Origin of the sequence: Novosphingobium terrae, assembly GCF_017163935.1 — a bacterium.
Taxonomy (GTDB): Bacteria; Pseudomonadota; Alphaproteobacteria; order Sphingomonadales; family Sphingomonadaceae; genus Novosphingobium; species Novosphingobium terrae.
This window is the reverse complement of the sequence record NZ_JABVZR010000001.1, coordinates 1,258,321-1,280,921: the sequence shown is the minus strand read 5'-3', so window position 1 is coordinate 1,280,921 and position 22,601 is coordinate 1,258,321. Positions and strand designations below refer to the sequence as shown.

The window sequence follows — 22,601 nt, the reverse complement described above, 5'->3', positions numbered from 1 at the left end:
CAGTCGCAGCTTCAGGCCGCTGCGAAAGCGCGTTAGCCCATGCCCCATGATCGCGCCCGTGCATATCGCCCGCCTGTGGGATGCGGGGCTGATGGCCTTGCTGGCCTTGGCCTGCGCGCTGGTCTGCTACACTAATTGGGGCATGGCGGAAAGCTTCGCCGGGCTGGCACCGGGGCTGACCGAAAGCGGGCAGACCGAAATCAGTCAGGCAGAGGCATCAAAAGATGCCGAGCCAGCCATCGACTCCTTTCTGCCGCAACAGGCTCAAACCCTTGGCCGCGAGCAGGCGCGGGCCTACAACATGGCCTCCCCGCTGGAGACGCTCAATCCCGCCCCACCCGCCTTTCATGCCGAATGGCTCTCGCCCCTTGAACTGGAACACGCGACTGACTGTATAGCCAGCGCCATCTATTACGAAGCCGCCAGCGAAAGCCTGACGGGACAGTTGGCGGTGGCTCAGGTGATCCTCAACCGCTTGCGCCATCCGCGCTATCCCAAGACGATCTGCGCGGTGGTTCATCAAGGCGGCGAGCGAGCAACCGGATGCCAGTTCACCTTCGTTTGCGACGGAGCCCTCTCCCGCCAGCCTGACCCCGCGCGGTTGCAACGTGCCCGTCTGGTGGCGCAAGCTGCGCTGCATGGCGCCACATCGGCGCAGACCGGGCAGGCCACGCATTACCATACGGTCTGGATCGTCCCGCTCTGGGCCAAAGATTTGCGCAAGGTGGCGATCATCGGCAATCATGTGTTCTATCGCCCCGCCGCCGCCTATCCCGGCTATGCCGCGCCAAGCATGCCGATGCCCCCGATGCTCGCTACGGCGCAGCCCTTTGAAGGCCCCCCGCCCCCGATCAGCGCCAAAATCGAGACGCATCCCGCCTTGCTGACAGAGGGCAGGCCAAAGCTGCTGCTGGTGAATGCTGAACAATGGCCCTTGCCAGCCATAGCTGATCCTGAGGCGCGATCTGTGACGATCTCAACACCGCCCAACAGCCAGCAGGAAAAGCCAAGGAAGAAATCTTACTTTGGGCAGCCCCGGCGCAAAAATGAATCAATACCTCTTACAGGCCTATAAAATGGACATAAGCAATTATGACCTCCCAAAATCCATCCATCGCTTAGATCAGATTTAGATATTTCTCATGGCATATAGAACTAATTTGGACAGATCATCGATTTGATGCACCGCCAGTTTGGATAGGCTGCACCGCAGCATAGGCTGCAACAAGGTGCATCATGGCCAGTTTGCCGGCGACCTCTCCCTTCGCTTTTCCTCGCCTCCGTCACCTGTCGGAATGGGACTGGATACGCTGTCTCGATATCGCTCTGGCGCTGGCCGTGCTGGCCATCGTTCTGCCGCTGCTGCTTTTGGTTGCCGTGGCGATCCGCGGCACCAGCAAGGGACCGGTGCTGTTCATCCATAAACGCATCGGACGCAACGGCGAGACCTTTGGTTGCTGCAAATTCCGCACCATGCAAGTGGATGCGGACAGGCGCCTCGCCGAACTGCTTGACCGTGATCCTGAAGCCCGTGAGGAATGGCAAGTCAGCCAGAAATTGCGCAAAGACCCCCGCATCACCGCCATAGGCCATTTTCTGCGCCGCAGCAGCATCGACGAGCTGCCGCAGCTCTACAATGTGCTGAATGGTACGATGAGTTGGGTCGGCCCGCGTCCCATCGTCCATAGCGAGATCACCCGCTACGGCCATCATTTCAGCCATTATTGTCAGGTAAGGCCCGGGATTACCGGCCTGTGGCAGGTCAGCGGGCGCAGCAACACCAGCTATCGCCGCCGCGTGGCCATGGATGTGGTCTATATCAGGCGGCGGACCATGATGCTGAACGGCGTCATCATGGCGCGCACTCTGCCGGCAGTGCTGTTGCAGCGAGGCTCCTGTTGAAGGGGCAGCGCTGCTTCGGCACATCCATGAAACAGGCTTTTGCGCAACGCGGTTTTTATCGCTCGATCGTGGGGGTAAATCGGCGGAGGGCCTATGGTTTGCCCTACGCCGATCTTATCCCCTATCTGCTGCCCTGCACCGCCGCATTGCTCACGACCGGCGGCGCGCTGCTGGGGGCTGCCAACAGCGGCATGCTGACCGCGATGTTTGCGCTTGGCCAGTGCCTGTTGGCCGGAGCCATCTTCAGCGTCATGCCCGCACATCGGGACTGGTACGCATCGGCATGGCCGGCAGGCCTGCCCTGCCTGTTGCAACTGGGCTGGGCCACGCTGCCTTCGTGTCATCTGCCGCCCATCGCGCCACCACTGTCTCCCGATCTCTATGCACTGAGCCTTTTGAGCCTCTATGGGCAGGTGATGTTCTTTCTGGCCATGACGCGTCTGGGCCAGCAGCGCCACGCCTGCCGCCGCTTCGCCGAGGCCATCACCCTGCTGGTCGGCCCCGGCATCGCGCTCTCCATGGCGGCGGTGCGGCTGGAATGGGTCGATCCGGCCGTGCTGGGGCTGGAGATCGGCCAAAGGCTGCGGTTTTCCGCGTCGATCGGCAATCCCAACGTTGCGGGCGTGATTTTTGCCATGGTGAGTTTGATCGCCATGGGCGTCTCCTTCATGCGCTTTCGCAGCTGGCAGATACGCCCCTCGGATCGCAACTTGCTGATGCTGGCTTGCTGCGCGTCAAGTTGCTTGCTGTGCATGGCTCTGGCTGCGGCGACACAATCGCGCAGCGCCATTCTGTTGCTGCTGCCCTGCATCACCCTGCTCTGCCTTGGCCGCGTCATGATTTCAGGCGTGCATCGCTTTTACCTGCTGGGTGGTATCGCGCTGCTGGTGGTGCTCGCGCTGTCGATCGGCTTTTTCTTCGACCGGCTTGAGGATTTGCCTCATGATGGTGCCACAAGGCTGGCGATCTGGGCGCGATTCTGGACCATGGCTCAGGCCGCGCCATGGTCAGGCTATGGGCCGGGCTCCTTTATCGAGATCAACCAGCACACGCTTACGGTCGGCAATGCCTTGACCATGTGGGATTTCGGCGCCGCGCATGCCGCGCCGCTGCAAGTGGTGCTGGAACTGGGTTGGCCGGGTCTCGCACTGGTGCTGGCGTGGTTGGGTGCGGTGTTCTGGCGACTGTTGCGCCATGGCAGCGTTCTGAAAAGCCCAGTGGCGCTGTCGATGGTGTTGGCTGTCCTGCTGCCGCTATGCGCTTCCCTGTTCGATATCGCCATGAATGTGCCAGCGGTGGTGGGGCTGGTTATGGGCCTGTCAGGCCTGCTCTATGGTCGTGCCAGCCCGCCCTCAATCCGCTGACGGAAGATGGCCCGACGCCATGCGAAACTGATAGGCCATCGCTGCGGGGCGAGCCCCCAGCAGATGCTCGATCGCCGGGCGCTGACTGTTGTCAAAACGGGTCAGCCACTCGGCCTCGTCAAGCAGGCCTTGCCGCGTGGCGTCGGGCAAGCGGTTCCAGACGGAAGCCCCATAGGCGATCCGCCAGCGCGCCTCATGCATCAGAAAGGGCGCTGCGCGATAGCTGGCAACATAGGCGGACACACCAAGCGAAGATGCGGACGGATGCGTGATCAGATCGGCCTGAGCCGTCAAAATCCGGGTCGTTGCCCAGGCCGGGCGGGAACGGTTTAATTCCGCGATCTGCCGATCGGCTCGCACCAGATCGAGCAACCGCTCCCCCCGGCTTTGCGCCCGCCCTGCAGACATCAGAGCCAGCTCCGCGAGCCCCGCTTTGGCCCTGTCCCCCAGAGCCTCGGGCGGATCGTCGGCATGGTCAGCCAGCACGGCCTGCCCTTCATTCAGAGGGTCTCGCATGGCAAGAATGATGGTCTGGGTCACCCATTCGCGCTCGGCAAGATATCCTGCCGCAGCAACTCCCGCCAGACACAGCACCGGCATCACGATAGAAACACCGGCCATCGTCTTTTACCGATCGTAATAGGCCACATAGCGGCGCGAGTAATAGAGCGCCCCTACCGCCTCGGCCCGGGGATTGACCATGGTGAGTACCGCGCCGATGATCGGCACATTGTCATGTTCCAGCCCGGCCAGCGCAGCATCGACCGCAGCAATCGGCGTGCCGCCCCATTTGATCATCAGCACCACACCGTCGCTCAGTTTGGCAATGCTGCGCGCGTCGGTGACGCCCAGCACGGGCGGCGTATCGATCAGAATATGATCGTAATGGGGGCGCAGTTGCTCAAGCATGCTGCGCATCCGGGCGGGGTTGAAGAGATCGGTGGGGCTGAAGGTCGATTTGGCCACCGGCAGGATGCAGCAGCCCGCGACATGATCCTCGATGATCGCCTGAGCCAGATCGACCTCGCCATTCAGCACCTCGATCAGCCCGCATTCGGGATGGAGGTTGGCCAGCCGCTTGATGCTGGGGCGCCGCACATCGCCATCGATCAGCAGCACGCGCTCCCCCGCCATAGCCATAACCCGCGCCAAGGTGAGCGAACTGGAGGTCTTGCCCTCACCCGGCACCGTGGAACACAGGGCAACAACCCTCGCCGTCCCGCCCTCTGCCCGGCGGATCGAGCTGCGGATGGCGCGATAGGCCTCCGCATAGGCCGACATCGGGCGCAGGATCAACGTATCGGCAGGAGAGCAACGCTCGCCCCCCTCACCCCGCAACTGCTTGCGCCCCAGCCGAGGCACCGAGGCCAGAAAACGCAGACCGAGCAGCACCTCCACATCATCGGCATTGCGCACTGTGCCCTGCATCGTCTCGGTCACCATGGCCGCGATCACCCCCAGCACCAGTCCGGCCAGCACGCTGGTGGCGGCCATAGCAGGACGGTTGGGGAAAGCGGGCAGGCTGGTGACGACTGCCTGCTCGATCAGCCGCGCCTGAGGCTGGCTGGATTGCTCAACCTGCGCCGTTTGCTGCACCGAACTGGCAAGATGATTGTAAGCCCCCGTTGCAGCATCGGCGCTGCGCTGCAGGCTTTCAGCCTTCACGGCAGAACTGTTGTTGGCGGCAATCTCGCCTTTCAAACTGCCCAACTGCCCACGCAGACTGGCGGCCTGAGCCGTGGCCGCCCGCGCCTCACTGCGCAGGCCTTCGATGATGCGGTTTTGCTCTTCGCGGATCTGGCGGTCGAGAGCAGCGATGCGCTCATTGGCCTCAATCAGCGCGGGAAACAGCGGGCCATAGCGAGAGGCCAATTGCGAGCGATCCGCCTCTGCCGCCGTGCGCTGTCGCCGTAGATCGGCAATCACATTGGAGGACAGCACCGCCGACACCGCATCCGGCCCCGCCGAAGCGACCTGCTTTTCCGCCGTCTCCAGATTGGAGCGCGCTGCTGCCGCCTGTGCCTCCGCAGTCGCCACCTGCGTGGTCAGCGGCGCGATCTGCTGATCGTTCACCGTCGCGCCATTGGCCCCCTGCACAATCCCGGTGGCGGCGCGATATTGCGCCACATCGGCGGCGGCGACCTCGGCCTGACGGCTCAGCCTTTGCAGCGCGGCCTGGCCTTCATCGGCCTGACGCGCCGCCGTGCTCATCATCACATCGGCGGTGCTGTTGATATAGCTTTCGGCAAAGCTGTTGGCGATGCGGGCCGCCTTCACCGGATCGCGCGACTGGAAACCGATCGCCAGAATATAGCTCTTTTCCTGCTGATCCACCGCCAGCCGGTCCAGCAACGTGCTGATCGCCGCCTCCACCGCGCGGGCCTCGGCAAGCTCACCCTTGCCGTTGCGCAGCCGTGCAGCAACGAACTCCGGATCATGCTGCAGGTGATTGGCCAGCACCACGCGCCGCGCAATATCGCGCGAGCGGATCGTGGCGATCTCCGTGCTGAGCAACGACTGGTCGAGCGGCCCGCTGCCGCCCTCACCATCGGGCGCCACCACCAGCGGGCGGTTGGGCGTGATCCGCAGCCGCGCCGTGGACTGATAGCGCGGCGGAATTGCAAAGCTGGCGCCCACCACCAGCAGCATGGTCAGCGCCAGCACGCCTGCCACCAGCTTCCAGCGCCAGCGCAGCACCTGCCCCAGCGCCCCGAACGACACCGAGCGCCGCCCGACATGGCGCGACTGATCGAACCGGCTGACTGGCGTGAGCGGCGTGGCCAAAGTCACGGCATTCATGGGCGGCCTCCTGTCATTTCTGGATGACGACGCGCAGCATCACGCGCGTTTCCGAATAGGGTGAGATCAGTGCGGTGTTGTGGGCCCGCCGCTGGTCATGCTCGACCGAGAGGCCGAACCCCAGCACGCGTGTCGCCATGTAACGGACCCCCGCACTGGTCTTGACAATGTCGAGCGAGGCCGGCGTGCCCTTGAAGGCATCATGCTCATAGGCGCCCTGCGCATCGAGCAGAATGTTGCGCCGCAATTCATGATCCACCCGCAGCGCGACCGAGCTGTTGATATAGCCCCCCAGATCCAGCAGCGTGGCATCCTGAGCGATCCTGCGCGCCGTCAGCGTCACCGTGGTCAAAGGCGAGGCAAAGTAATCGACCCGGGCCTCGGCGGTGAAATCGGCGAAATTGCGATAGAGCGGCGTATCGTAACGATGCGACATATAGCCCACGCCGACCGCCCCGCGCACCAGCGTTGCCAGATCGAAGGTGGCGCCCGCCAGCGCCCGATACGTCCTGGAATCGCGGTTGGGCACGCCGGGCGCCAGCGGATGCAGATAGATCGCCCGGTCGAAGCTGCCCTGAAGGAAAAGAGACGTATCGGGCGAAACGGCATATTCGCTGCGCAGAATGCCACTATGGGCATGCGAATTGCGGTTGGCCTGATCGATCAATGCGCCCGAAAAACTGCGCACCGGGTCAAACGCTGTGGTTGAGAAACTGTATGAGCCCTGCAGCTTCATCCGCCCCAGCGTGGCCGTGGGCGCAATCTGCCCCACCGCCGTCAGATATTGCGAACTTTCCGCAGCCGCACTGGGATAGGCGGCGGAGGTCGGCGGTTCGGCATCCTTGCGCACCCGCGCCGAAGCGGCGATGGCCACATCGGCGGTGGCATCGAAGCGACCCTCCAGAGCGCCATTCCAGCCATCGCGATTGCGACGCCCTTGCGTGAAATAGCGATACAGGCTGGCGCCACCACTCGCCGTCAGCTCATGCCGCGACCAGTGGGAGGACACCACGCCCGAAGGCGAGAACACCACATAGCCATCACCCTGATCGCTGCTGTTCTGATAGGCGTTGGTGGTGTAGCCCACGCCCAGCTCCGCCTTGGGCTGCAAGGTGAAGCCCCCCAGCGGAACGCCCTGCGCGGTGTATTCGGGCCGGGGCCGGTCCAGCACGCCGATGTTGCGCCCCCGGTCAAACTCCAGCGGCAGGCTGGGGGTGACCATATTGTCATCCGTGCCCTGCGCATGGAGCCCATCGGACGCCGTGGCCAGCAAGAGGCCCAGCATCTGGCGTTTCCAGCCTTTCAAGACCCTGTTCCTCAAGACCATGTCCCCCCGCAGCATGATCGTTACGGCGCCGTCAGATAGTTGGAACCGCCCGAGGCCAGCCCCAGCGTGGTGCCCTGCTGAAGCAGGCCGAGATCGCCGTTCGCGGGCCCGATGGCCGCGATCGAGCCACCGTTGCAGCCACGCGCCAGCGTGTTGGCGCGGGCCACGGCTGCACGCACAGGCGGCGCATTGCGCAACACGGCCTGCTGCAGACGGCTGAGCGCAATCTGGCTGACCGTGCAGGTGACCTGCGCCTGATTGATCGCCAGCATCAACTGGCCCTCCATCTGCGCCATCGATGCCCCCGGATTGGCGGTGATCATGGCCAGCAGGCGGGCCAGCAAGGCATCGGCCTGTGCCTGATCGCTCGAAGCGCCCGCAGTGGCTGTCACCGCCCCGGGCTGACCGACAGCCGCCACACTGACGCCCGGCACACCGGCCAGCATGCAAGCCACAACCCCCATGCCACAACGCCGCCATGCCTTTGCTTTTTCGATCATGCTGCTGCCGTCTTGCCTCATCATCGCTCGTGTCCATTGCTGTTGGGCTCAGCGTTCCATGGGGGCCTGCTCTTCGCAAATGCAGAAACATCGGCATTGAAGGCATCTGTTCTGGCGAGGCATTGGCCTCCGCTCATCACCAATAGCGCTCACCGATGCGGATCGTGTCGCCGGGCATGACCTTGAGGTCCGGGCTCAATTCCACCCTTTCGGGCTGGTCGTCATTGATGTGGCGAACGAACACCTTCTTGCGGTTGGCGCGATAGGTGAAGCCCCCCGCCAGAGCCACGGCGGCATCCACCGTCAGCCCGGTGGAATAGGGATATTCGCCCGCCTTGTTGACCTCGCCCAGAATGTAGAAGGGGCGGAAGGTCAGCACATCGATGCTGACGCGCGGCTGCAGCACATAGCGGCCCTTGAGCTGATCGGTGATGGCCTGCGCCACCTGATTGAGCGTCTTGCCCCGCGCCGTGACATCGCCGATCAGCGGCAAGGAAAGCGCCCCTGCCGTGTTGACGAAGAACTCGCCAGACAGGCTCGGTTCGTTGAAGACGATGATCCGCACCTTGTCTGCCGCGCCGAGCTGATAATCGCTCTGCACCGCCGCCGGGGGAGCATCGGGGGCAGCGATGGCGGCCTGAGACACCGGCTGCGCCCAGGTCGCAACAGGCAAGGCCAGCAGCAGGGCCAGCAGCAGACTGATCGCCGCCTCACATCCTCGCTTCCGGCCTGCGGTAAGCCCGCCGTTCAAGCCTTTATCAATCTTCTTCCTGTAGGGCATGGCCACAAGTTCCCGTGCCTGCGCGGTCTGACCAGCGCGCCTTAAAATGACGCCTCATGGCTAAACGCGCTGGCGGGCGGGCCCTAATGTTTGTGCAACCAGTCTGGAGCCAATCCGGGCGAGCAAGGATCAGCCTTCCGATGTCGTTTGTATCGTCGCCTCCTCCCAGCGCTGTTAAGGCGCAGCCGCTGCCCGGCGGCGATGTAGACGCGCGTGACCTCAACGCCCTCTGGTCCGGCATGCAAGAGGGCGCTCTGCCCCATGATGCCGATCTCTGGCCGCGTGCTGTCCGCCTTGGCACGATCGGCCTGCTGTCTCTGGCCAGTTGGGGCCTGCTGCTGGGTCTGGGCTACGGCCTGCGCAGCGTTCTGGGCTGAAACCACGCATTTGCCTCCAGCCTTTCCGGCACCTTTGTTCACCATGATCGCAAACCGGACGCCAAGCCGCCCTTGCTAGACAGGCCTCTCGACAGGGCATCGCGGGGCGCCATGCGCAAGATCAGTCTGACATTGCTGATGGCTCTGGCCGCAATCCTTGCCACGCAGCCGGTTCAGGCGCGCGACACCGACACACGATTCCTCCATTTCGGCGCCGAGACCGAGCCCCCGCGCGGCTATACGGAAATGTGCCAGAGCCAGCCGGGCCTGTGCCGCCTTCCCGATGATGGAAAAGCAGAGCCCCCCGGCGGCGCCTCCTGCGCCAATTTCGCCTGCCTGATGGCACCTCTGCTCTCACCGGCCGCGCTTCACGCGGAGATCGAGCCGCAGCCGGATATGGCGCCCTTGCTGCCGACCATCCAGTCACAGCCCCGCACGCCAGCAGCGCTGCTTCAGTTGATCCCGCTGTTCCACATGACGCCTCCCATGCTGGCCGACGATCGCGACTGGCTGGACCGGATCGCCCGGATCAACACGCAGGTGAACCGCCACGTCGAACAGGTGGACGATCTGCGTACCTATGGCCGCGAGGATGTCTGGCGCCCTGCCGGAACCGGCCCCGATGCCAAGGGCGATTGCGAGGATCTGGCGCTGGAAAAGCGTCAGGAACTGATCGCCGCAGGTTTCCCGGCCAGCCGCCTTTTCATGGCCATCGCCTTCCGCCGTGATCTGGGGCTGCATGCGGTGCTGGTCGCCCGGCTTGCCGATGGCGACCGTGTGCTCGACAGCCATGATGCCTTCGTGCGGCCCGTGGCAAAAACCGGCTATGCCTGGCTCAGCCTGCAACGCCCGGAGGCACCGGACCGCTGGTCCTACCCGGCCTGAACGCGCCATTGGCTCCATTCCCGATCCGTCACCACGCACGCTAAAGCGCTGATCCGCCTAGACTGCCCTCGGAAGCCATTGGGCAGCAACAGGCAGGATCAATCCTATGCGAGTGGCCATCATCCATTACTGGCTGGTGCAGATGCGCGGCGGCGAACGCGTGCTGGAGCATCTGTGCGATATGTATCCCGATGCCGACATCTTCACCCATGTCGTCAACCGGGCGAAGCTCAGCCCCAAGCTGGCCGCACGGCGCATCCATACCAGCTGGATCAGCCGCCTGCCCTTCGCCACGCGGCATTACCAGAAATACCTGCCGCTGATGCCCGCCGCGCTGGAGGCGCTGGACCTCTCCGCCTATGATCTGGTGATCAGTTGCGAGGCCGGGCCCGCCAAGGGCATCATCACGCGGCCCGATGCGGTGCATGTCACCTATTGCCACTCGCCGATGCGCTACATCTGGGACCAGTATCACCAGTATCGGCGCGAAAGCGGCATGGGCGCGCGGTTGATGATGCCGCTTTTCGCGCCAGCCCTGCGCCAGTGGGATATGGCCAGCGCCGCGCGATCGGACCGGATTCTCGCCAATTCCGCCTATGTCGCGGCGCGGGTGCGCAAGTTCTGGGGGCGAGAGGCGCAGGTGGTGCATCCCCCTGTCGACACTGCCCTGTTCGCGCCCGCAGATGAGGTGGGTGAGGACTATCTCTGGGCCGGGCAATTGATCCCCTACAAGCTGCCCGATGTGGCGGTGGCAGCGTTCACCGCCTCGGGGCGCAGGCTGCATGTGGTGGGCACGGGACCGATGTTGCCGCGCCTCAAAGCCATGGCGGGGCCGAGCATCCGCTTTACCGAAAGGCTGGATTTCAACGCTTTGCGTGCGGCTTACGCCGGCTGCAAGGCGCTGATCTTCACCGCGGAAGAGGATTTCGGCATGATCCCGGTGGAGGTGATGGCCAGCGGCAGGCCCGTGATCGCCTATGGCCGGGGCGGCGCGCTGGAATCGGTGATCGAGGACCGGACAGGCCTGTTCTATCATGACAATAGCCCGGATGGCCTGCTCGATGCACTGGACCGGTTCGAGGACTGGCTGCCGGATTTCGACCCAAGCGATGCGCTTTCCCGCGCCGCAGACTTTGCGCCCGCCCGCTTCCGCGCGGCCATCGCCAGCCATATCGATGCTGCGCTGACAAGGCATGAGGCGAAACCCGCTCCCTGGCAGGCACTGGCTCCAGCCATGGCCCTGCAAAACCAACCAGCGCTGACCTGATCGCGGGCCAATGGGCCCAGAACGGATATGTCCCCGTTTCCCGCCCGATGCGCGGCTCGACATAATCCGGCCTATCACCCCTCACCTGATGGGATCGCCATGACCAAGCTTGCCCCCAAGATCGCTGTCGTCATCGCCAGCAAGGGACGCCCGGAGGAACTGGGCCTGTGGACCGCCCATATGCGCCGCCAGAGCCGCCAGCCGGACCTGCTGCTCTGGGCCGTGACCGGAGAGGCCGATTTGCCCAGAACGATGAACGAAGAGGACGGCCCGATGGTCTGCATCTCTGCCCCGGGCCTTTGTGCCCAACGCAATGCTGCCCTGCGCGCTTTGCCCGCCGACATCGATCTCATCGCCTTTTTCGACGATGACTATGTGCCCTCCTCGCACTGTCTCGCCGGGGTTCTGGCTTTTTTCGATGCCACGCCCGGCGTGGTCGGGGCCAGCGGGCGCCTGTTGGCCGATGGGATCAATTCGCGCGGCATCAGCATGGAAGAAGGGCTGGCCATGGTCCAGACCCATGATCTGGCCAGCGGCACCCAAGTGGATATGTCCACCCGGCCGATCGTGGGCCTCTATGGCTGCAACATGGTCTTTCGCCGCACAGCAATCGAGGGCGAATGGTTCGATGAAAATCTGCCACTTTACGGCTGGCAGGAGGATGTCGATTTCGCCCGAAGGATCGAGCGGCACGGCAAACTCTGCGGCACCAATGCCTTTATCGGCGTGCATCTGGGCAGCCGGCGCGGGCGGGTGAACGAATGTCGCCTTGGCTATTCGCAGGTTTCCAACATGCTTTACCTGATCCGCAAGGGCAGCATGCCGGCGCATTACGGGCTCAAACGCATGGTTTTCAACATGCTGGCCAATCATGGTCGCGCGCTTTTCGCCGAACCATGGATTGACCGCCTCGGCCGCGCCAAGGGCAACTGGCTGGCGCTGGGCGACTTCCTCCGGGGCCGCATCACCCCCCAACGCGTGCTGGAGCTGTAACCATGCGCGCCGGGCCTCCCCCCACCCAGCCGCAAAACCTGCCGTTCTGGAGGATCATTCCATGCTGATCATCAACGGCAAATTCCTTTCCACCAAGGGCACCGGCGTGTCACGCGTGGCCTTCGAACTGCTGACCCAACTGGGCAAGCATGAGGAAGAACTGACGCATTTGTTCGGCGGCCCGCCCATCATTCTGGCCCCGCGTGGCGCCAAAGGCGTGGGGCGGGACTTGCCCTTCCCCCTGCACAACCACAGCCTGCTGACCTGGCAGTTCTGGGAGCAGCTGGAATTGCCGATCCGTGCGCGCGGCGGCGTCCTGCTCAGCCTGTGCAACCTCTCACCGATCATCCACGGGCGCACCGTGACGATGGTGCATGATGCGCAGACCTTCTCCAGCCCGAAATCCTATGATTTTGCCTTCCGCAATTTTTACCAGTTCATGCTGCCGATCATCGGCAGGCGCTCGCTGCGCATCCTGACCGTCTCCGACTATTCGGCAGGCCAGCTTGAGCATTTCGGCATCGCCCCGCGCGGCAAAATCGAGGTGATCCACAATGGCGCAGACCATTCGGATATGGCCGAAGCCGCCAGCGATGCCTCGCAGCGGCTGGGGCTGACGCCGCGCCGCTATGTGCTGGCGCTGGCATCACCGCAGGTTCACAAGAACATCGGCGTGCTGCTGCGCACCTTTGCCGATCCGGCGATGCGCGATCTGAAGCTCGTGCTATTCGGTCATGGCAACGCCGGCGCCTTTATCGAACAAGGCTATACGATCACCGACAATGTGATGTTCTGCGGCCGGATCGACGATGCGACGCTGGCCGGGCTGATGCAGCAGTCGCTGTGCTTTGCCATGCCCTCGCGCACCGAGGGTTTCGGCCTGCCTCCGCTGGAGGCCATGTTGCGCGGCACGCCCGCGATCATCGCGCCTTGTGGCGCCCTGCCCGAAGTCTGCGCCGATGGCGCCCTGCGCGCCGGAGTGGATCGCCCGGAGGAATGGCGCAGCGCCATCCGCCGCCTGGCCGATGCCCCGGCAGAGCATGAAAAATGGGCCACCTCCGGGCTGAAACAGGCCCGCCGCATGAGTTGGAACGCTGCCTGCGAAAGGCTGATGATCACATTGCGACAGGTCGCTGCGGAACTCTACAAGCGGCCCGCCAGCAGAATGGCCATGCTACCATCGAGGTCGGCATGAGTGGGCCAAAGATGAACGGACTGGGGCAACGCACCGCATTGGGCGCGGGCCTGCTGATCCTTTCGCGACTGGGGGCCAAGCTGATCGATCTGGTGACGCTGATCGCCCTGACCCACATGCTGACGCCTGACGATTTCGGACTGGTCGCCATCGCCATGACGCTGGTGCAGATTTGCGAGGCCATCTTTGAGCTGCCGGTGGCGCAGGTGCTGGTCCGCGCGGATGAGGTCACCCAGCCCCTGCTGCATACGGCGCTGACCTTGGGCGCCTTGCGCGGGTTGATCTTGGGCACGCTCCTCGCGCTGTCAGCCTGGCCTTTCGCCATGCTTTATGGCGATGCGCGGATCGCTCCGCTGATCTGTTTTCTGGCGCTAGCGCCGATCCTTCGAGGGCTGGTCAGCCCGGCCATGGTGCATTTTACCCGCAATATGGATTTCCGCCCCGATGTCTCCGGAGAGATCATCGGCAAGGCGCTGGCGCTGCTGCTGGCAGCTTGTGTGGCGCTGGCCACCCATTCCTATTGGGCCATCGCCACCGCTTCGGTGGCATCGCCGCTGTTTCTCGCCCTGATCTCCTACCTCTGGGCACCGATGCGCCCCGGCTTACGGCTGACGGATTGGCGGATCTTCGCGCATTTCCTCAGCTGGACCTCGGCAGCGCAACTCTTCAGCGCGCTCAACTGGCAGGCCGACCGGCTGATCCTGGCGCGCTTTATCCCGCGCGCCGGGCTGGGCCTGTTCAGCATGGCCAGCGATCTGGCCGCCCTGCCCGATCAGGCCCTGCTCAAGCCGACGATGCGCACCTTCCTGCCTGCCCTGTCGCAAAAGAAGGATGATCCCGAGGCGCTGACCGAGGCCTATCTCTCGCTGACCTGCTGCGTCTTTGCGATGGTCGCGCCGGTGGTGGTGGCGCTCAGCCTCCTGGCCGAGCCGATCGTGCGGCTGGTGCTGGGCGCAAAATGGCTGGGCGTGGCCCCCTGCCTCTCGATGCTGGCGCCAGTGCTGCTGCTGTTCACCATCTACAATCCACTGAGCGCTCTGGCCATAGCGGTCGGCAGACCGGAGGCCAGCTTGCGGCTCACTCTGGTGGAATTTCTGGTGCGTATCCCGCTGACTTTGCTGGCGGCATGGTGCTGGGGGTTGACCGGCGCCATCGTGGTGCGGGCCTTGGTGGGGGCGGTCGCTCTGGGCAATGCTCTGATGCTGCTGCGCGCCTTGATCGGCCTGCATCCGGCGCGGGTGCTGGTCGCACTGGCGCGCCCGATGGCGGCGGCCTGCGCCATGGCCATGCTGTTGCTGATCGCCAGACCCTGGCTCAGCGGATTGGCCCCCTGGCCGCTGGGAGCCGGGCTGATGCTCTGCGGCGGAGCAGCGATGCTGCTCTATGCTCTGGCGATGACGGGCCTGTGGCATAGCGCGGGCTGCCCCAGCGGGGGTGAGGCCCGGCTGATTGCCATGGGCACTGCGGTCTGTCGCAAGCTGTTGCAGCGAGGATCGGCAGCGCTGGCCTGATGGGCTTGGGCACTATCGGCAAAGGCTTTGCGCTTTTACCGAAGCTCCCGGGAGGGCGTTCTTCGGCGTACCACGGCATACCCATCCGCCTCGCGGGAGATCGCTGCAGAGTCATCTTTCGCGTTTCAACAGGCCCTTCCCAAGCTGCGCCCTGCTGGCCACCTCCGCATCCATCCCGATCCCCCGCGCAAGCCTGCGTTAGTCTTTATTGCCGATCCTGAAAAACCAGCCCTGTTGCAATGCGTGCCACCCCACAGGGCTTTGCTAAAGAGCCAGGGTTTATGTCCAGAGGTCTGATGAACCGGACGAACACCGCATGCCCCCCATCGGCGCCCTGGCCAGCGCCTCGGCTGCCCTGCGCAAGCAGGCTGGAATGAGCCACGCCGACGCCTTCGATCACAGCGCCAGTCAGGCGAACCGCTTCCGCACGCTGGCCGGGATTGCACTGGCAGGTCTGGTGGTGCTGCTGGTGACGGCAGCCTATGTCGTCAACCAGTTCGACACCGTCGCCTACGAGACCCAGTTCCAGATCGCCCGGCAGAACTACCACACCCGCATCATCCATATTGCGCGCGCCATCGCGCCACTGACCACATCCGCTGAGACAGCACAGCATCTGGCAGACCCAAACTGGATCGACCAACATCTGGCGCAGCATCTGGCCAGCGAGCATGAAATGGAGCGCCTCTTTGTGCTCGATGCGCAGGGCCGGCCCTTCTATGCCGCCATCTCAGGGCAGCGCGCGCCTCTGGCCGATTACCGCCCCTTCGCCCAAGCTGTCGGCGATGTGCTGCCAGCACTGAGCGCCGCTCGGGTGCAGAACCCCTCCGTCATGGGCAGCAACATCCTGAGATATCAAAACCAGCTCTATCTGCTGACGATCACCCAGACCGGCCCATCGGGCAGCGCCGTGATCATCACGGGTCTGCCCTTCAATGACGCCATGCTGCGCAAATTCGGCCTGCGGCATCTGGCCGACGAGCTGACCATCACCAACCATCCCATGCCGAAAAAGGGCTATAATCTGCTGCCGCTGGCCGATGTGCGCGGCAATGTGATCGCAGCGATCCGCTGGAAGCAGCAAAGCCCGGCCGTCATGGTGTTCGGCCGGTTGCGGACGACTTTGGCAGCAGCGACCATCATCGTGCTGCTGGTGGGCTTCTGCCTGCTGCGCCAATCCGCCGCCATCGCCCGCCATCTGATCGCCAGCGAGGCGCGCGCGCGCCATCTGGCGCTGCATGACGCGCTGACCGGCCTGCCCAACCGCACCTTGCTGCTTGAAAGGCTGGGCAATTGGCAGGCCATTGCGCGGGATGTGCCGGTGGGGATTGCATTGCATTGCCTCGATCTCGACCGGTTCAAGGAGGTCAACGATACGCTGGGCCATCCTTCGGGCGACGAGCTGATCCGCGCCGTGGCCGGGCGACTGGTGTCCCTCTGCCGCGAGACTGATACGGTGGCCCGCATGGGCGGTGATGAATTTATCATCCTGCAGCCTCAGGCCGATGCCACCGCCGCGATGCTGCTGGCTGAACAGGTGCTCGATACGCTGCGCCAGCCCTTCCAGCTTGAGGCCGGGACCTGCAGCATTGCCTGCTCGATCGGCATCGCGCTGGTGCAGGACAGCAGTGCCGATGCTGCGGACATGCTGCGTCAGGCCGATCTGGCCCTCTACCAATCCAAGGAGCGGGGCCGCAACCGCGCCACCTTCTTCGAGCCAGAGATGGATGCCGCACTGCGCCTGCGCCGCCGCATGGAGCAGGATCTGCGCGAGGCGATCCGGCTCGGTCAGCTGCATATGGTCTATCAGCCGCAGGTCGATGAAAAGCGTCGTCTGGTGGGGATGGAGGCGCTGATCCGCTGGGACCATCCCGAGCGCGGCCCCATTGGCCCCACCCTCTTCGTGCCGCTGGCCGAGGAGGCAGGGATGATGGCCGAACTCGGTGAATTCACCCTGCGCACCGTGTTTCAGGAGACCGCCGCATGGCGCGGGGCTCCGGTGGGGATCAATGTTTCCGCGCTGCAATTGCGCACCCCGGCCTTTATGGCAACAGTGACGCGGCTGGTGGCGGAATATTGCATCGATCCCGCGCAATATCAGATCGAGATCACCGAAACCGCCATGCTGGGTCAGGATGGCGCCACGCGTGACAACATCGATGTGCTGGCGCAGGAGGGCTTCAGCATCGCGCTGGACGATTTCGGCACGGGCTTTTCCAGCCTGTCCTCACTGCATCGTTTTGCCATCGACAAGATCAAGATCGACCGCAGCTTCGTGCGCAACCTCGATGCGGGCGATGTCGACAACCGCAAGCTGATCAATGCGATCATCCGCCTTGGCCGCGCCATGGATCTGGAGGTGATCGCCGAAGGGGTGGAGACCGAAAGGCAGCACAGCCTGCTGGTGATGGCGGGCTGCACGCGTTTTCAGGGCTATCTCTATGGGCGACCCGTGCCCGCCGCTCAGATGCCAGAGCGTTTTCAGGCCGGGTGGGAACACCCGGTGACGCGGAAAACGCATTAGGAAAACGCGTTAAAACAGAAACCCGGAGCAGCTGATCCGATGCATTCAGATGGGCCGCTACGGAAGCACAAAGGCCCACGGCAGTTGAACCGCAGGCCTTTGTGTTTCAATCAATGGTTATCGCCGTTGGGGCGGATATCCTTGAAGGCATTGTTGAAATTGCCGCTGCTCTGGCCGCTGCTGTCCACCGGCGCCTCATAATGCGGGGTCCGGTAGGTGGGCGCGGTGTGCGAGGCGCTCTGGCCATATGTCGAGCGGCGATGCCCCGTATAGCTGTGGCGCTTGTGGTGGCTGCCATAACGGCTGGCATGGCGGTGGCTGGTGTAGCCATAGGCATGGCGGCTGGACGTGTGGTGACGCCCGGCGTGATAGCTGCTCTTGCGATGCGAGACCGCATGACGCGAGGTCTTCACCGCACCATAGCGATGGTGATGGCGCGTGCCATAGGCCGCAGCCTGATGGCGACCATGAGTCTTGCCGCGCAACCGGGCGCTATGGCTGCCGCGATGCGCGGTGTAGGCCGAAGCATGGCGCCCATGATGCCTTGATGCGCGATGCGAGCCCTGGGCCGCCCGCTGCTTCACCGCCACGCGTGCGTGATGGCTGCGGCGGGATTTGCCGGCAGCCTGCGATGCCCGCTTTGCAGCCCTGGTCGCCTTGGTGCCATGCTTGCCGGTCGATTTGGCGCTCTGGCTGGCCGATGCCTTGGCATGATGGTGGTGCCGCGCCTGCGCAGGAGCTGCCAGCACCAGCGTCGTCGCCAGCACGGCAAGAGCAATCCGCTTCATCCTGATGTGTCCTCAAGCTTGATTCGCGCCCGTCACGGGCAAGAGCCAAGGCCTAGCAACACCCAAGCCCCCCGGCCAAGAGCGACAAGGCGCAGATTGCGCCCAGCGGACAGTTATTCCCGGTTTCCACCCGCGACGAAGCGCAGATCCTCATCCCCCGCCAGCACGCGGGCGGCACGGGACCGGTCCAGATCGCCCAGCCAGTGGCCCAGCACCACACAGGCCACCGCATTGCCGATCATGTTCACCAGAGCGCGCGCCTCGCTCATGAAACGGTCGACGCCCAGCACCAGCGCCATGCCCGCAGGCGGAATGGCAGGCACCACCGCCAGCGTCGCCAACAGGCCGATAAAGCCCGCGCCGGAAACGCCGCCCGCGCCCTTGGAGGTCACCATGGCCACGGCCAGCATCTGCGCCTCCTGCTGCCACGTCAGATCGATGCCCAAAGCCTGAGCGATAAACAGCGCCGTGATCGACATATAGATCGCGGTGCCATCGGTGTTGAAGACATAGCCCGCAGGCACCACCAGACCGACATGCTGGCGCGACAGGCCAAGATGCTCCATCTTCTCCATCAGGCCGGGCAGCGCTGCGTCCGAAGAACTGGCGCCCAGCGTGATGAGCAGTTCAGCTTTGAGGTAACCCAGCAGCTTCAGGATCGAGAGGCCCGTGGTGGCCATGATCAACCCCAGCGCGATCAGCACGAACAGCGCGCCCGCCGCATAGAAGGTGCCCACCAGCCCGGCCAGCTTGCCCAGAGCGCTCAGGCCGAATTTGCCCACGGTGTAGGCCATCGCCCCGCCCGCGCCGAAAGGGGCCAGCCGCATGATCAGATTGATCACCCCAAAGACCACGCTGTTGGCCGATTCGATCAGATCACGCACCGCCGCCCCGCGCTCTCCGGTCTGGGCCAGCACCGCGCCGAACAGCACCGAGATCAGCACCACCTGTAGGATCTCGCCATTGGCGAAGGCGCCCACCACGCTGTCAGGCACCATGCCGGTGAGGAAACCGACCAGCCCGTCATGCGCCTTGGCGCCTGTGGTGTAGGCCGCCACGGCATGGGCATCGAGATGCGCGCGATCGGCCCCGAAGCCCACGCCAGGCTTGAGCAGATGCACCATCGCCAGACCGGCGAGCAGCGCCACCAGCGACAGCACCTCGAAATAGAGCAGCGCCACGCCCCCGGTCTTGCCCGCGCCTTTCAGATCCTTCGATCCGCCAACGCCCGAAACGATGGTGCAGAAGACGATCAACCCGATCATCATCTTGATCAACCGCACGAACGTATCGCCCAGCACCTTGAGCTGCACACCGATATCGGGCGCCGTAAAGCCGATCACCGCCCCCACCACCATGCCCAGCAGCACCTGCACATAGAGCGTTCCCAGCAAGCGGCGCCATGCGGGGCGGGAGGAAAGAGGCGTATCGCTGACGGTCATCGGGGGCTCCATTGCTGGGGCCTGCATGGCACGGGCATGCCCCGCGGGGCCAGAGCAAGTTGGCGCATTGCCCACAGGGGCGGCGATGCGTAATCTCACGCCCCGGATGGGTCAGGGCAGCGGGACGGAGAGCCGTGCGAAATGCCTTTCATCCAATCTCTACCGTAAAAATTATGTATAAATCGATCTTCAGCTATCTATCTGTAATAGTATCCAAATAAATGTCGCAAACGCGTCATCAAGCCCCGCCAAGGCCGCCCCTGAGATTCGAACAGGGGACGATATTTCATGAAAACTATTTCCATGCTGCGCGCCGGCCTGTGGCTGGCGGGTTCGTCGCTTTGCGCGCTGTCGGCGCCTGCTTTTGCCGCCGCGCCGGTGCCTGCCGAAGCACCCGCCGTCGATCCCGCTGCCGACACCGAACAGCTGACCGACATCATCGTCACCGCCGAAAAGCGCCCGCAGAGCCTGCAGACCACCCCCATCGCCATTTCGGTGCTGGGCGCGCAGGATATTGCCAACCGCCATATCACCTCGCTGCTCGATCTGGGCGATGGTGCCATTCCCTCGCTCAAGGTTGCGCCCTTCTATTCGCGCAATTCCGCGCTGGTGATGAACATCCGCGGCATCGGCGTTCTGTCGGACTCCAACCAGCCCGCGCGCGATCAGGGCGTGGGCATCTACATCGACGGCGTCTATATGGGCCGCGCTCAGGGCCTGGGCACGGCGATCTATGATGTCGAGAACATCGAGGTGCTGAAGGGCCCGCAGGGCACGCTGTTCGGCCGCAACACCGAGGGCGGCGCGGTGAACATCACCACCAAGAAGCCCAGCGGTGAGTTCAAGGCCAACATGACCGCCGGTTTCGGCAATTACGGCTCCTACAAGGGCGAAGTCCATCTCGACCTGCCCGCCTGGCATGACATTGCCGTCAAGCTCGACGGCGTGGTCGCTCATCGCGATGCCATGGTGAAGAACCCGCTCGAAGGCCAGTATGGCTTCAACTACTACAACAAGCGCGGGCTGCATGTCGAAGCGCTGTGGAAGCCGGCCCCCAATTTCAGCGCCGACTATGCCTATGATAACTCCTACGACGCCTCGACCCCGCTGTATCTCCAGCTGCTCTCGGCGCCCACCTCCAGCTCGGTCAAGCTGGCTGCTGCCGCCACGGTGCAGGCCACCCGCGCCGACAGCGCCAATGTCGGCGTGCCTCAGCAGCTCAGCGTGGGCAAGACCTGGGGCCACCGCCTGACGCTGGAATGGGAAGCCGCGCCCAAGATCACGCTGAAGTCGATCAGCTCCTACCGCAATCTGAACCAGAGCCAGTATGACAATGGCTCGGCGGCCACCACCATGGTGATCTCGACCGCCAGCAACTTCACCAATGCCAATTTCTCGCGCTATTCGCTGGCGCAGTTCCGCCAGAATCAGGTCAGCCAGGAGCTGCAGCTGATTGGCGAGGTGCCGCATCTGAAATTCGTGGCCGGCGCCCTGTTCTATCAGGAAAAGGTGCAGGACAACGCTCAGGCCTTCTACACCAACCAGTTCACCAATGCGGCGGGCAGCACCTACATCATAAAGACTTACGACATCAACACGGTCTCGATCGACCGCGCCAGCCATGTCACCGCCACCAGCCTCGGCGCCTTCGGTCAGGCGACCTACACGCCGCCCCTCCTCAACGATCATCTGCATCTGACCGGCGGCCTGCGCTTCACGCGGGACAAGAAGGTTGGCCAGCTGTTCATCATCAACGGCGCCACGCCGACGGTGAACGGCGTCACCGCGCCCCAGCAGCTGAACGCCGCCTGGTCGCGTGTCGATCCAATGGTCAATCTGGCCTATGACCTGACCCGTGACATGCATGTCTATGGCAAGTGGAGCACCGGCTACAAATCGGGCGGCGCCAATTCACGCTCTCTGACCTATGCGCCGTTCAACCCCGAGACGGTCTCGATGTTCGAAATCGGCGCCAAGACGGAATTCCTCAACCGCCATGCGCGCCTCAACGTGGCCGCCTACACCGGCAGCTACAAGGACATTCAGCTCGATTTTCAGGCGACCTATCAGCAGTTTGACGCCAATGGCAATCTGATCACCACCGGCACCCGCACCACCACCGAAACCTACAATGCGCCCGGCACGGGCCGCCTGAAGGGCGTGGAAGCAGAGCTGACCCTGATCCCCATCACCGGCCTGACGCTGACAGGCAGCTATGCCTATACGAAGGTGAAGATCCCCGCCACGGCCAATCCCTTCCGCCAGTCCAACGGCACGATCAACACGCTGCCGATCCCGATCTATCCGGTCTACACGCCGACCAATTCGGCCAGCGCCTCGATCACCTATGAAATTCCTTCCAATGGTTTCACCCTGCGCGGCCATATGGACTTCAATTACGACAATGGCTTCTATCAGGGCTACACCGACCCCGTTTACACCGGCCCCAATGCTGCCGGGAACGTCTATCAGCCCAAGGGTGACAGCGCCTTTATCGTCAATGGCCGCATCGCCTTTGCCGATATCGATCTGGGCCAGGGCGGCGCCAAGCTGACCGTTTCGGGCTGGGCGCGCAATTTGCTCAATGAGCAGCATGTCTTTTACAAGGCCTTCAGCAGCACGGTGGGCATGAACGGCTTTTACAATGAAGCACGCACCTATGGCCTGGAGGCCAACATCAGGTTCTAAGGTTCTGAGGATGAGCTGAAAGGCGCAAGCATCCTCGCCATCACAAGGCCGCCCGCTACGGAGTCTCCCCAAGACCCGTGCCGGGCGGCCTCCGCTTATCATTGCTTAACACTGAACGAGTGCCGCGCAGCTGCGCTGACGACGAAAATCCGGCTCCCAAAATGGGACAAACATCGGGTTTTTTCGCGAATCCGCCAAGGCGATGTTAACCAAATCAGTGCATATCCTGCACCTGCCACGCCCGAGAGGCGGCCTGAT

Annotated in this window: 18 protein-coding genes; 11 read left to right on the top strand and 7 right to left on the bottom strand. The window is 63.7% G+C overall.

Annotation, left to right across the window (positions count from 1 at the left end):
* Positions 1-46 precede the first annotated feature (46 nt).
* The 3 genes from HGK27_RS06020 to HGK27_RS06010 all read left to right on the top strand — a co-directional run bounded on the left by HGK27_RS06020 (position 47) and on the right by HGK27_RS06010 (position 3,266).
* Positions 47-1,075, top strand: coding sequence for a cell wall hydrolase (locus HGK27_RS06020; RefSeq protein ID WP_241126866.1), 1,029 nt, complete (start codon positions 47-49; stop codon positions 1,073-1,075).
* A 161-nt stretch (positions 1,076-1,236) separates the two neighbouring features.
* Positions 1,237-1,902 carry a sugar transferase gene (locus tag HGK27_RS06015; protein ID WP_206239555.1) on the top strand — a complete coding sequence of 222 codons (666 nt, stop codon included), beginning with the start codon at positions 1,237-1,239 and terminating at the stop codon, positions 1,900-1,902.
* Positions 1,903-1,928: 26 nt separating this feature from the next.
* Complete coding sequence (locus HGK27_RS06010) at positions 1,929-3,266, top strand: O-antigen ligase family protein (RefSeq protein ID WP_206239553.1); 1,338 nt, start codon at positions 1,929-1,931, stop codon at positions 3,264-3,266.
* On the opposite strand, the gene HGK27_RS06005 is transcribed toward HGK27_RS06010, so the two are convergent.
* The 5 genes from HGK27_RS06005 to HGK27_RS05985 all read right to left on the bottom strand — a co-directional run bounded on the left by HGK27_RS06005 (position 3,255) and on the right by HGK27_RS05985 (position 8,643).
* On the bottom strand, positions 3,255-3,887 hold the full coding sequence (locus HGK27_RS06005; protein WP_206239551.1) for a hypothetical protein: 633 nt from the start codon (positions 3,885-3,887) through the stop codon (positions 3,255-3,257). The two genes, HGK27_RS06010 and HGK27_RS06005, sit on opposite strands and share 12 nt — an antisense overlap.
* A gap of 6 nt (positions 3,888-3,893) precedes the next feature.
* Positions 3,894-6,065 (bottom strand): GumC family protein, encoded by a 2,172-nt coding sequence (locus HGK27_RS06000; RefSeq protein ID WP_206239549.1) that lies wholly within the window; start codon positions 6,063-6,065, stop codon positions 3,894-3,896.
* A 13-nt stretch (positions 6,066-6,078) separates the two neighbouring features.
* Positions 6,079-7,350, bottom strand: a complete 1,272-nt coding sequence (locus HGK27_RS05995) for an outer membrane beta-barrel protein (protein ID WP_206239547.1) — start codon at positions 7,348-7,350, stop codon at positions 6,079-6,081.
* 62 nt (positions 7,351-7,412) lie between these two features.
* Positions 7,413-7,916 (bottom strand): hypothetical protein, encoded by a 504-nt coding sequence (locus tag HGK27_RS05990; RefSeq protein WP_206239545.1) that lies wholly within the window; start codon positions 7,914-7,916, stop codon positions 7,413-7,415.
* A 112-nt stretch (positions 7,917-8,028) separates the two neighbouring features.
* Positions 8,029-8,643 carry a polysaccharide biosynthesis/export family protein gene (locus HGK27_RS05985; RefSeq protein WP_241126865.1) on the bottom strand — a complete coding sequence of 205 codons (615 nt, stop codon included), beginning with the start codon at positions 8,641-8,643 and terminating at the stop codon, positions 8,029-8,031.
* Positions 8,644-8,813: 170 nt separating this feature from the next.
* Here HGK27_RS05985 and HGK27_RS05980 point away from each other — a divergent pair, with 170 nt between their 5' ends.
* The 7 genes from HGK27_RS05980 to HGK27_RS05950 all read left to right on the top strand — a co-directional run bounded on the left by HGK27_RS05980 (position 8,814) and on the right by HGK27_RS05950 (position 17,425).
* Complete coding sequence (locus HGK27_RS05980; protein ID WP_206239541.1) at positions 8,814-9,050, top strand: hypothetical protein; 237 nt, start codon at positions 8,814-8,816, stop codon at positions 9,048-9,050.
* Between the two features lie 111 nt (positions 9,051-9,161).
* Positions 9,162-9,935, top strand: coding sequence for a transglutaminase-like cysteine peptidase (locus tag HGK27_RS05975; RefSeq protein ID WP_206239539.1), 774 nt, complete (start codon positions 9,162-9,164; stop codon positions 9,933-9,935).
* A gap of 106 nt (positions 9,936-10,041) precedes the next feature.
* Positions 10,042-11,202 carry a glycosyltransferase gene (locus HGK27_RS05970; protein ID WP_206239537.1) on the top strand — a complete coding sequence of 387 codons (1,161 nt, stop codon included), beginning with the start codon at positions 10,042-10,044 and terminating at the stop codon, positions 11,200-11,202.
* Between the two features lie 99 nt (positions 11,203-11,301).
* Positions 11,302-12,195, top strand: a complete 894-nt coding sequence (locus HGK27_RS05965) for a glycosyltransferase family 2 protein (RefSeq protein ID WP_206239535.1) — start codon at positions 11,302-11,304, stop codon at positions 12,193-12,195.
* A gap of 61 nt (positions 12,196-12,256) precedes the next feature.
* A complete protein-coding gene (locus tag HGK27_RS05960) occupies positions 12,257-13,390 on the top strand; it encodes a glycosyltransferase family 4 protein (RefSeq protein WP_206239534.1) in 1,134 nt (377 codons plus the stop codon).
* Positions 13,387-14,901, top strand: a complete 1,515-nt coding sequence (locus tag HGK27_RS05955) for an oligosaccharide flippase family protein (RefSeq protein ID WP_206239532.1) — start codon at positions 13,387-13,389, stop codon at positions 14,899-14,901. The genes HGK27_RS05960 and HGK27_RS05955 overlap by 4 nt, the downstream gene beginning before the upstream one ends.
* A 316-nt stretch (positions 14,902-15,217) precedes the next feature.
* Entirely contained in the window at positions 15,218-17,425 is a 2,208-nt protein-coding gene (locus HGK27_RS05950; protein ID WP_206239530.1) for a putative bifunctional diguanylate cyclase/phosphodiesterase, read from the top strand.
* A 110-nt stretch (positions 17,426-17,535) separates the two neighbouring features.
* On the opposite strand, the gene HGK27_RS05945 is transcribed toward HGK27_RS05950, so the two are convergent.
* Together HGK27_RS05945 and dctA are read right to left on the bottom strand one after the other, a co-directional pair.
* Positions 17,536-18,213: a hypothetical protein gene (locus HGK27_RS05945; RefSeq protein ID WP_206239529.1), complete on the bottom strand. Its 678-nt coding sequence runs from the start codon at positions 18,211-18,213 to the stop codon at positions 17,536-17,538.
* Positions 18,214-18,326: 113 nt separating this feature from the next.
* Complete coding sequence (gene dctA, locus HGK27_RS05940; RefSeq protein WP_206239527.1) at positions 18,327-19,655, bottom strand: C4-dicarboxylate transporter DctA; 1,329 nt, start codon at positions 19,653-19,655, stop codon at positions 18,327-18,329.
* Between the two features lie 288 nt (positions 19,656-19,943).
* On the opposite strand from dctA, the gene HGK27_RS05935 reads away from it, so the two are divergent.
* Complete coding sequence (locus tag HGK27_RS05935) at positions 19,944-22,343, top strand: TonB-dependent receptor (RefSeq protein WP_206239526.1); 2,400 nt, start codon at positions 19,944-19,946, stop codon at positions 22,341-22,343.
* The last annotated feature ends 258 nt before the right edge of the window (positions 22,344-22,601 follow it).

Coding starts and splice junctions, on each gene's coding strand:
- HGK27_RS06010 (WP_206239553.1), top strand. CDS start 1,929: ATGAAACAGGCTTTTGCGCAACGCGGTTTTTATCGCTCGATCGTGGGG.
- HGK27_RS06000 (WP_206239549.1), bottom strand. CDS start 6,065: ATGAATGCCGTGACTTTGGCCACGCCGCTCACGCCAGTCAGCCGGTTC.
- HGK27_RS05990 (WP_206239545.1), bottom strand. CDS start 7,916: ATGATGAGGCAAGACGGCAGCAGCATGATCGAAAAAGCAAAGGCATGG.
- HGK27_RS05960 (WP_206239534.1), top strand. CDS start 12,257: ATGCTGATCATCAACGGCAAATTCCTTTCCACCAAGGGCACCGGCGTG.
- HGK27_RS05970 (WP_206239537.1), top strand. CDS start 10,042: ATGCGAGTGGCCATCATCCATTACTGGCTGGTGCAGATGCGCGGCGGC.
- dctA (WP_206239527.1), bottom strand. CDS start 19,655: ATGACCGTCAGCGATACGCCTCTTTCCTCCCGCCCCGCATGGCGCCGC.
- HGK27_RS06020 (WP_241126866.1), top strand. CDS start 47: ATGATCGCGCCCGTGCATATCGCCCGCCTGTGGGATGCGGGGCTGATG.
- HGK27_RS06015 (WP_206239555.1), top strand. CDS start 1,237: ATGGCCAGTTTGCCGGCGACCTCTCCCTTCGCTTTTCCTCGCCTCCGT.
- HGK27_RS05975 (WP_206239539.1), top strand. CDS start 9,162: ATGCGCAAGATCAGTCTGACATTGCTGATGGCTCTGGCCGCAATCCTT.
- HGK27_RS05965 (WP_206239535.1), top strand. CDS start 11,302: ATGACCAAGCTTGCCCCCAAGATCGCTGTCGTCATCGCCAGCAAGGGA.
- HGK27_RS06005 (WP_206239551.1), bottom strand. CDS start 3,887: ATGGCCGGTGTTTCTATCGTGATGCCGGTGCTGTGTCTGGCGGGAGTT.
- HGK27_RS05980 (WP_206239541.1), top strand. CDS start 8,814: ATGTCGTTTGTATCGTCGCCTCCTCCCAGCGCTGTTAAGGCGCAGCCG.
- HGK27_RS05935 (WP_206239526.1), top strand. CDS start 19,944: ATGAAAACTATTTCCATGCTGCGCGCCGGCCTGTGGCTGGCGGGTTCG.
- HGK27_RS05950 (WP_206239530.1), top strand. CDS start 15,218: ATGCCCCCCATCGGCGCCCTGGCCAGCGCCTCGGCTGCCCTGCGCAAG.
- HGK27_RS05995 (WP_206239547.1), bottom strand. CDS start 7,350: ATGCTGGGCCTCTTGCTGGCCACGGCGTCCGATGGGCTCCATGCGCAG.
- HGK27_RS05955 (WP_206239532.1), top strand. CDS start 13,387: ATGAGTGGGCCAAAGATGAACGGACTGGGGCAACGCACCGCATTGGGC.
- HGK27_RS05945 (WP_206239529.1), bottom strand. CDS start 18,213: ATGAAGCGGATTGCTCTTGCCGTGCTGGCGACGACGCTGGTGCTGGCA.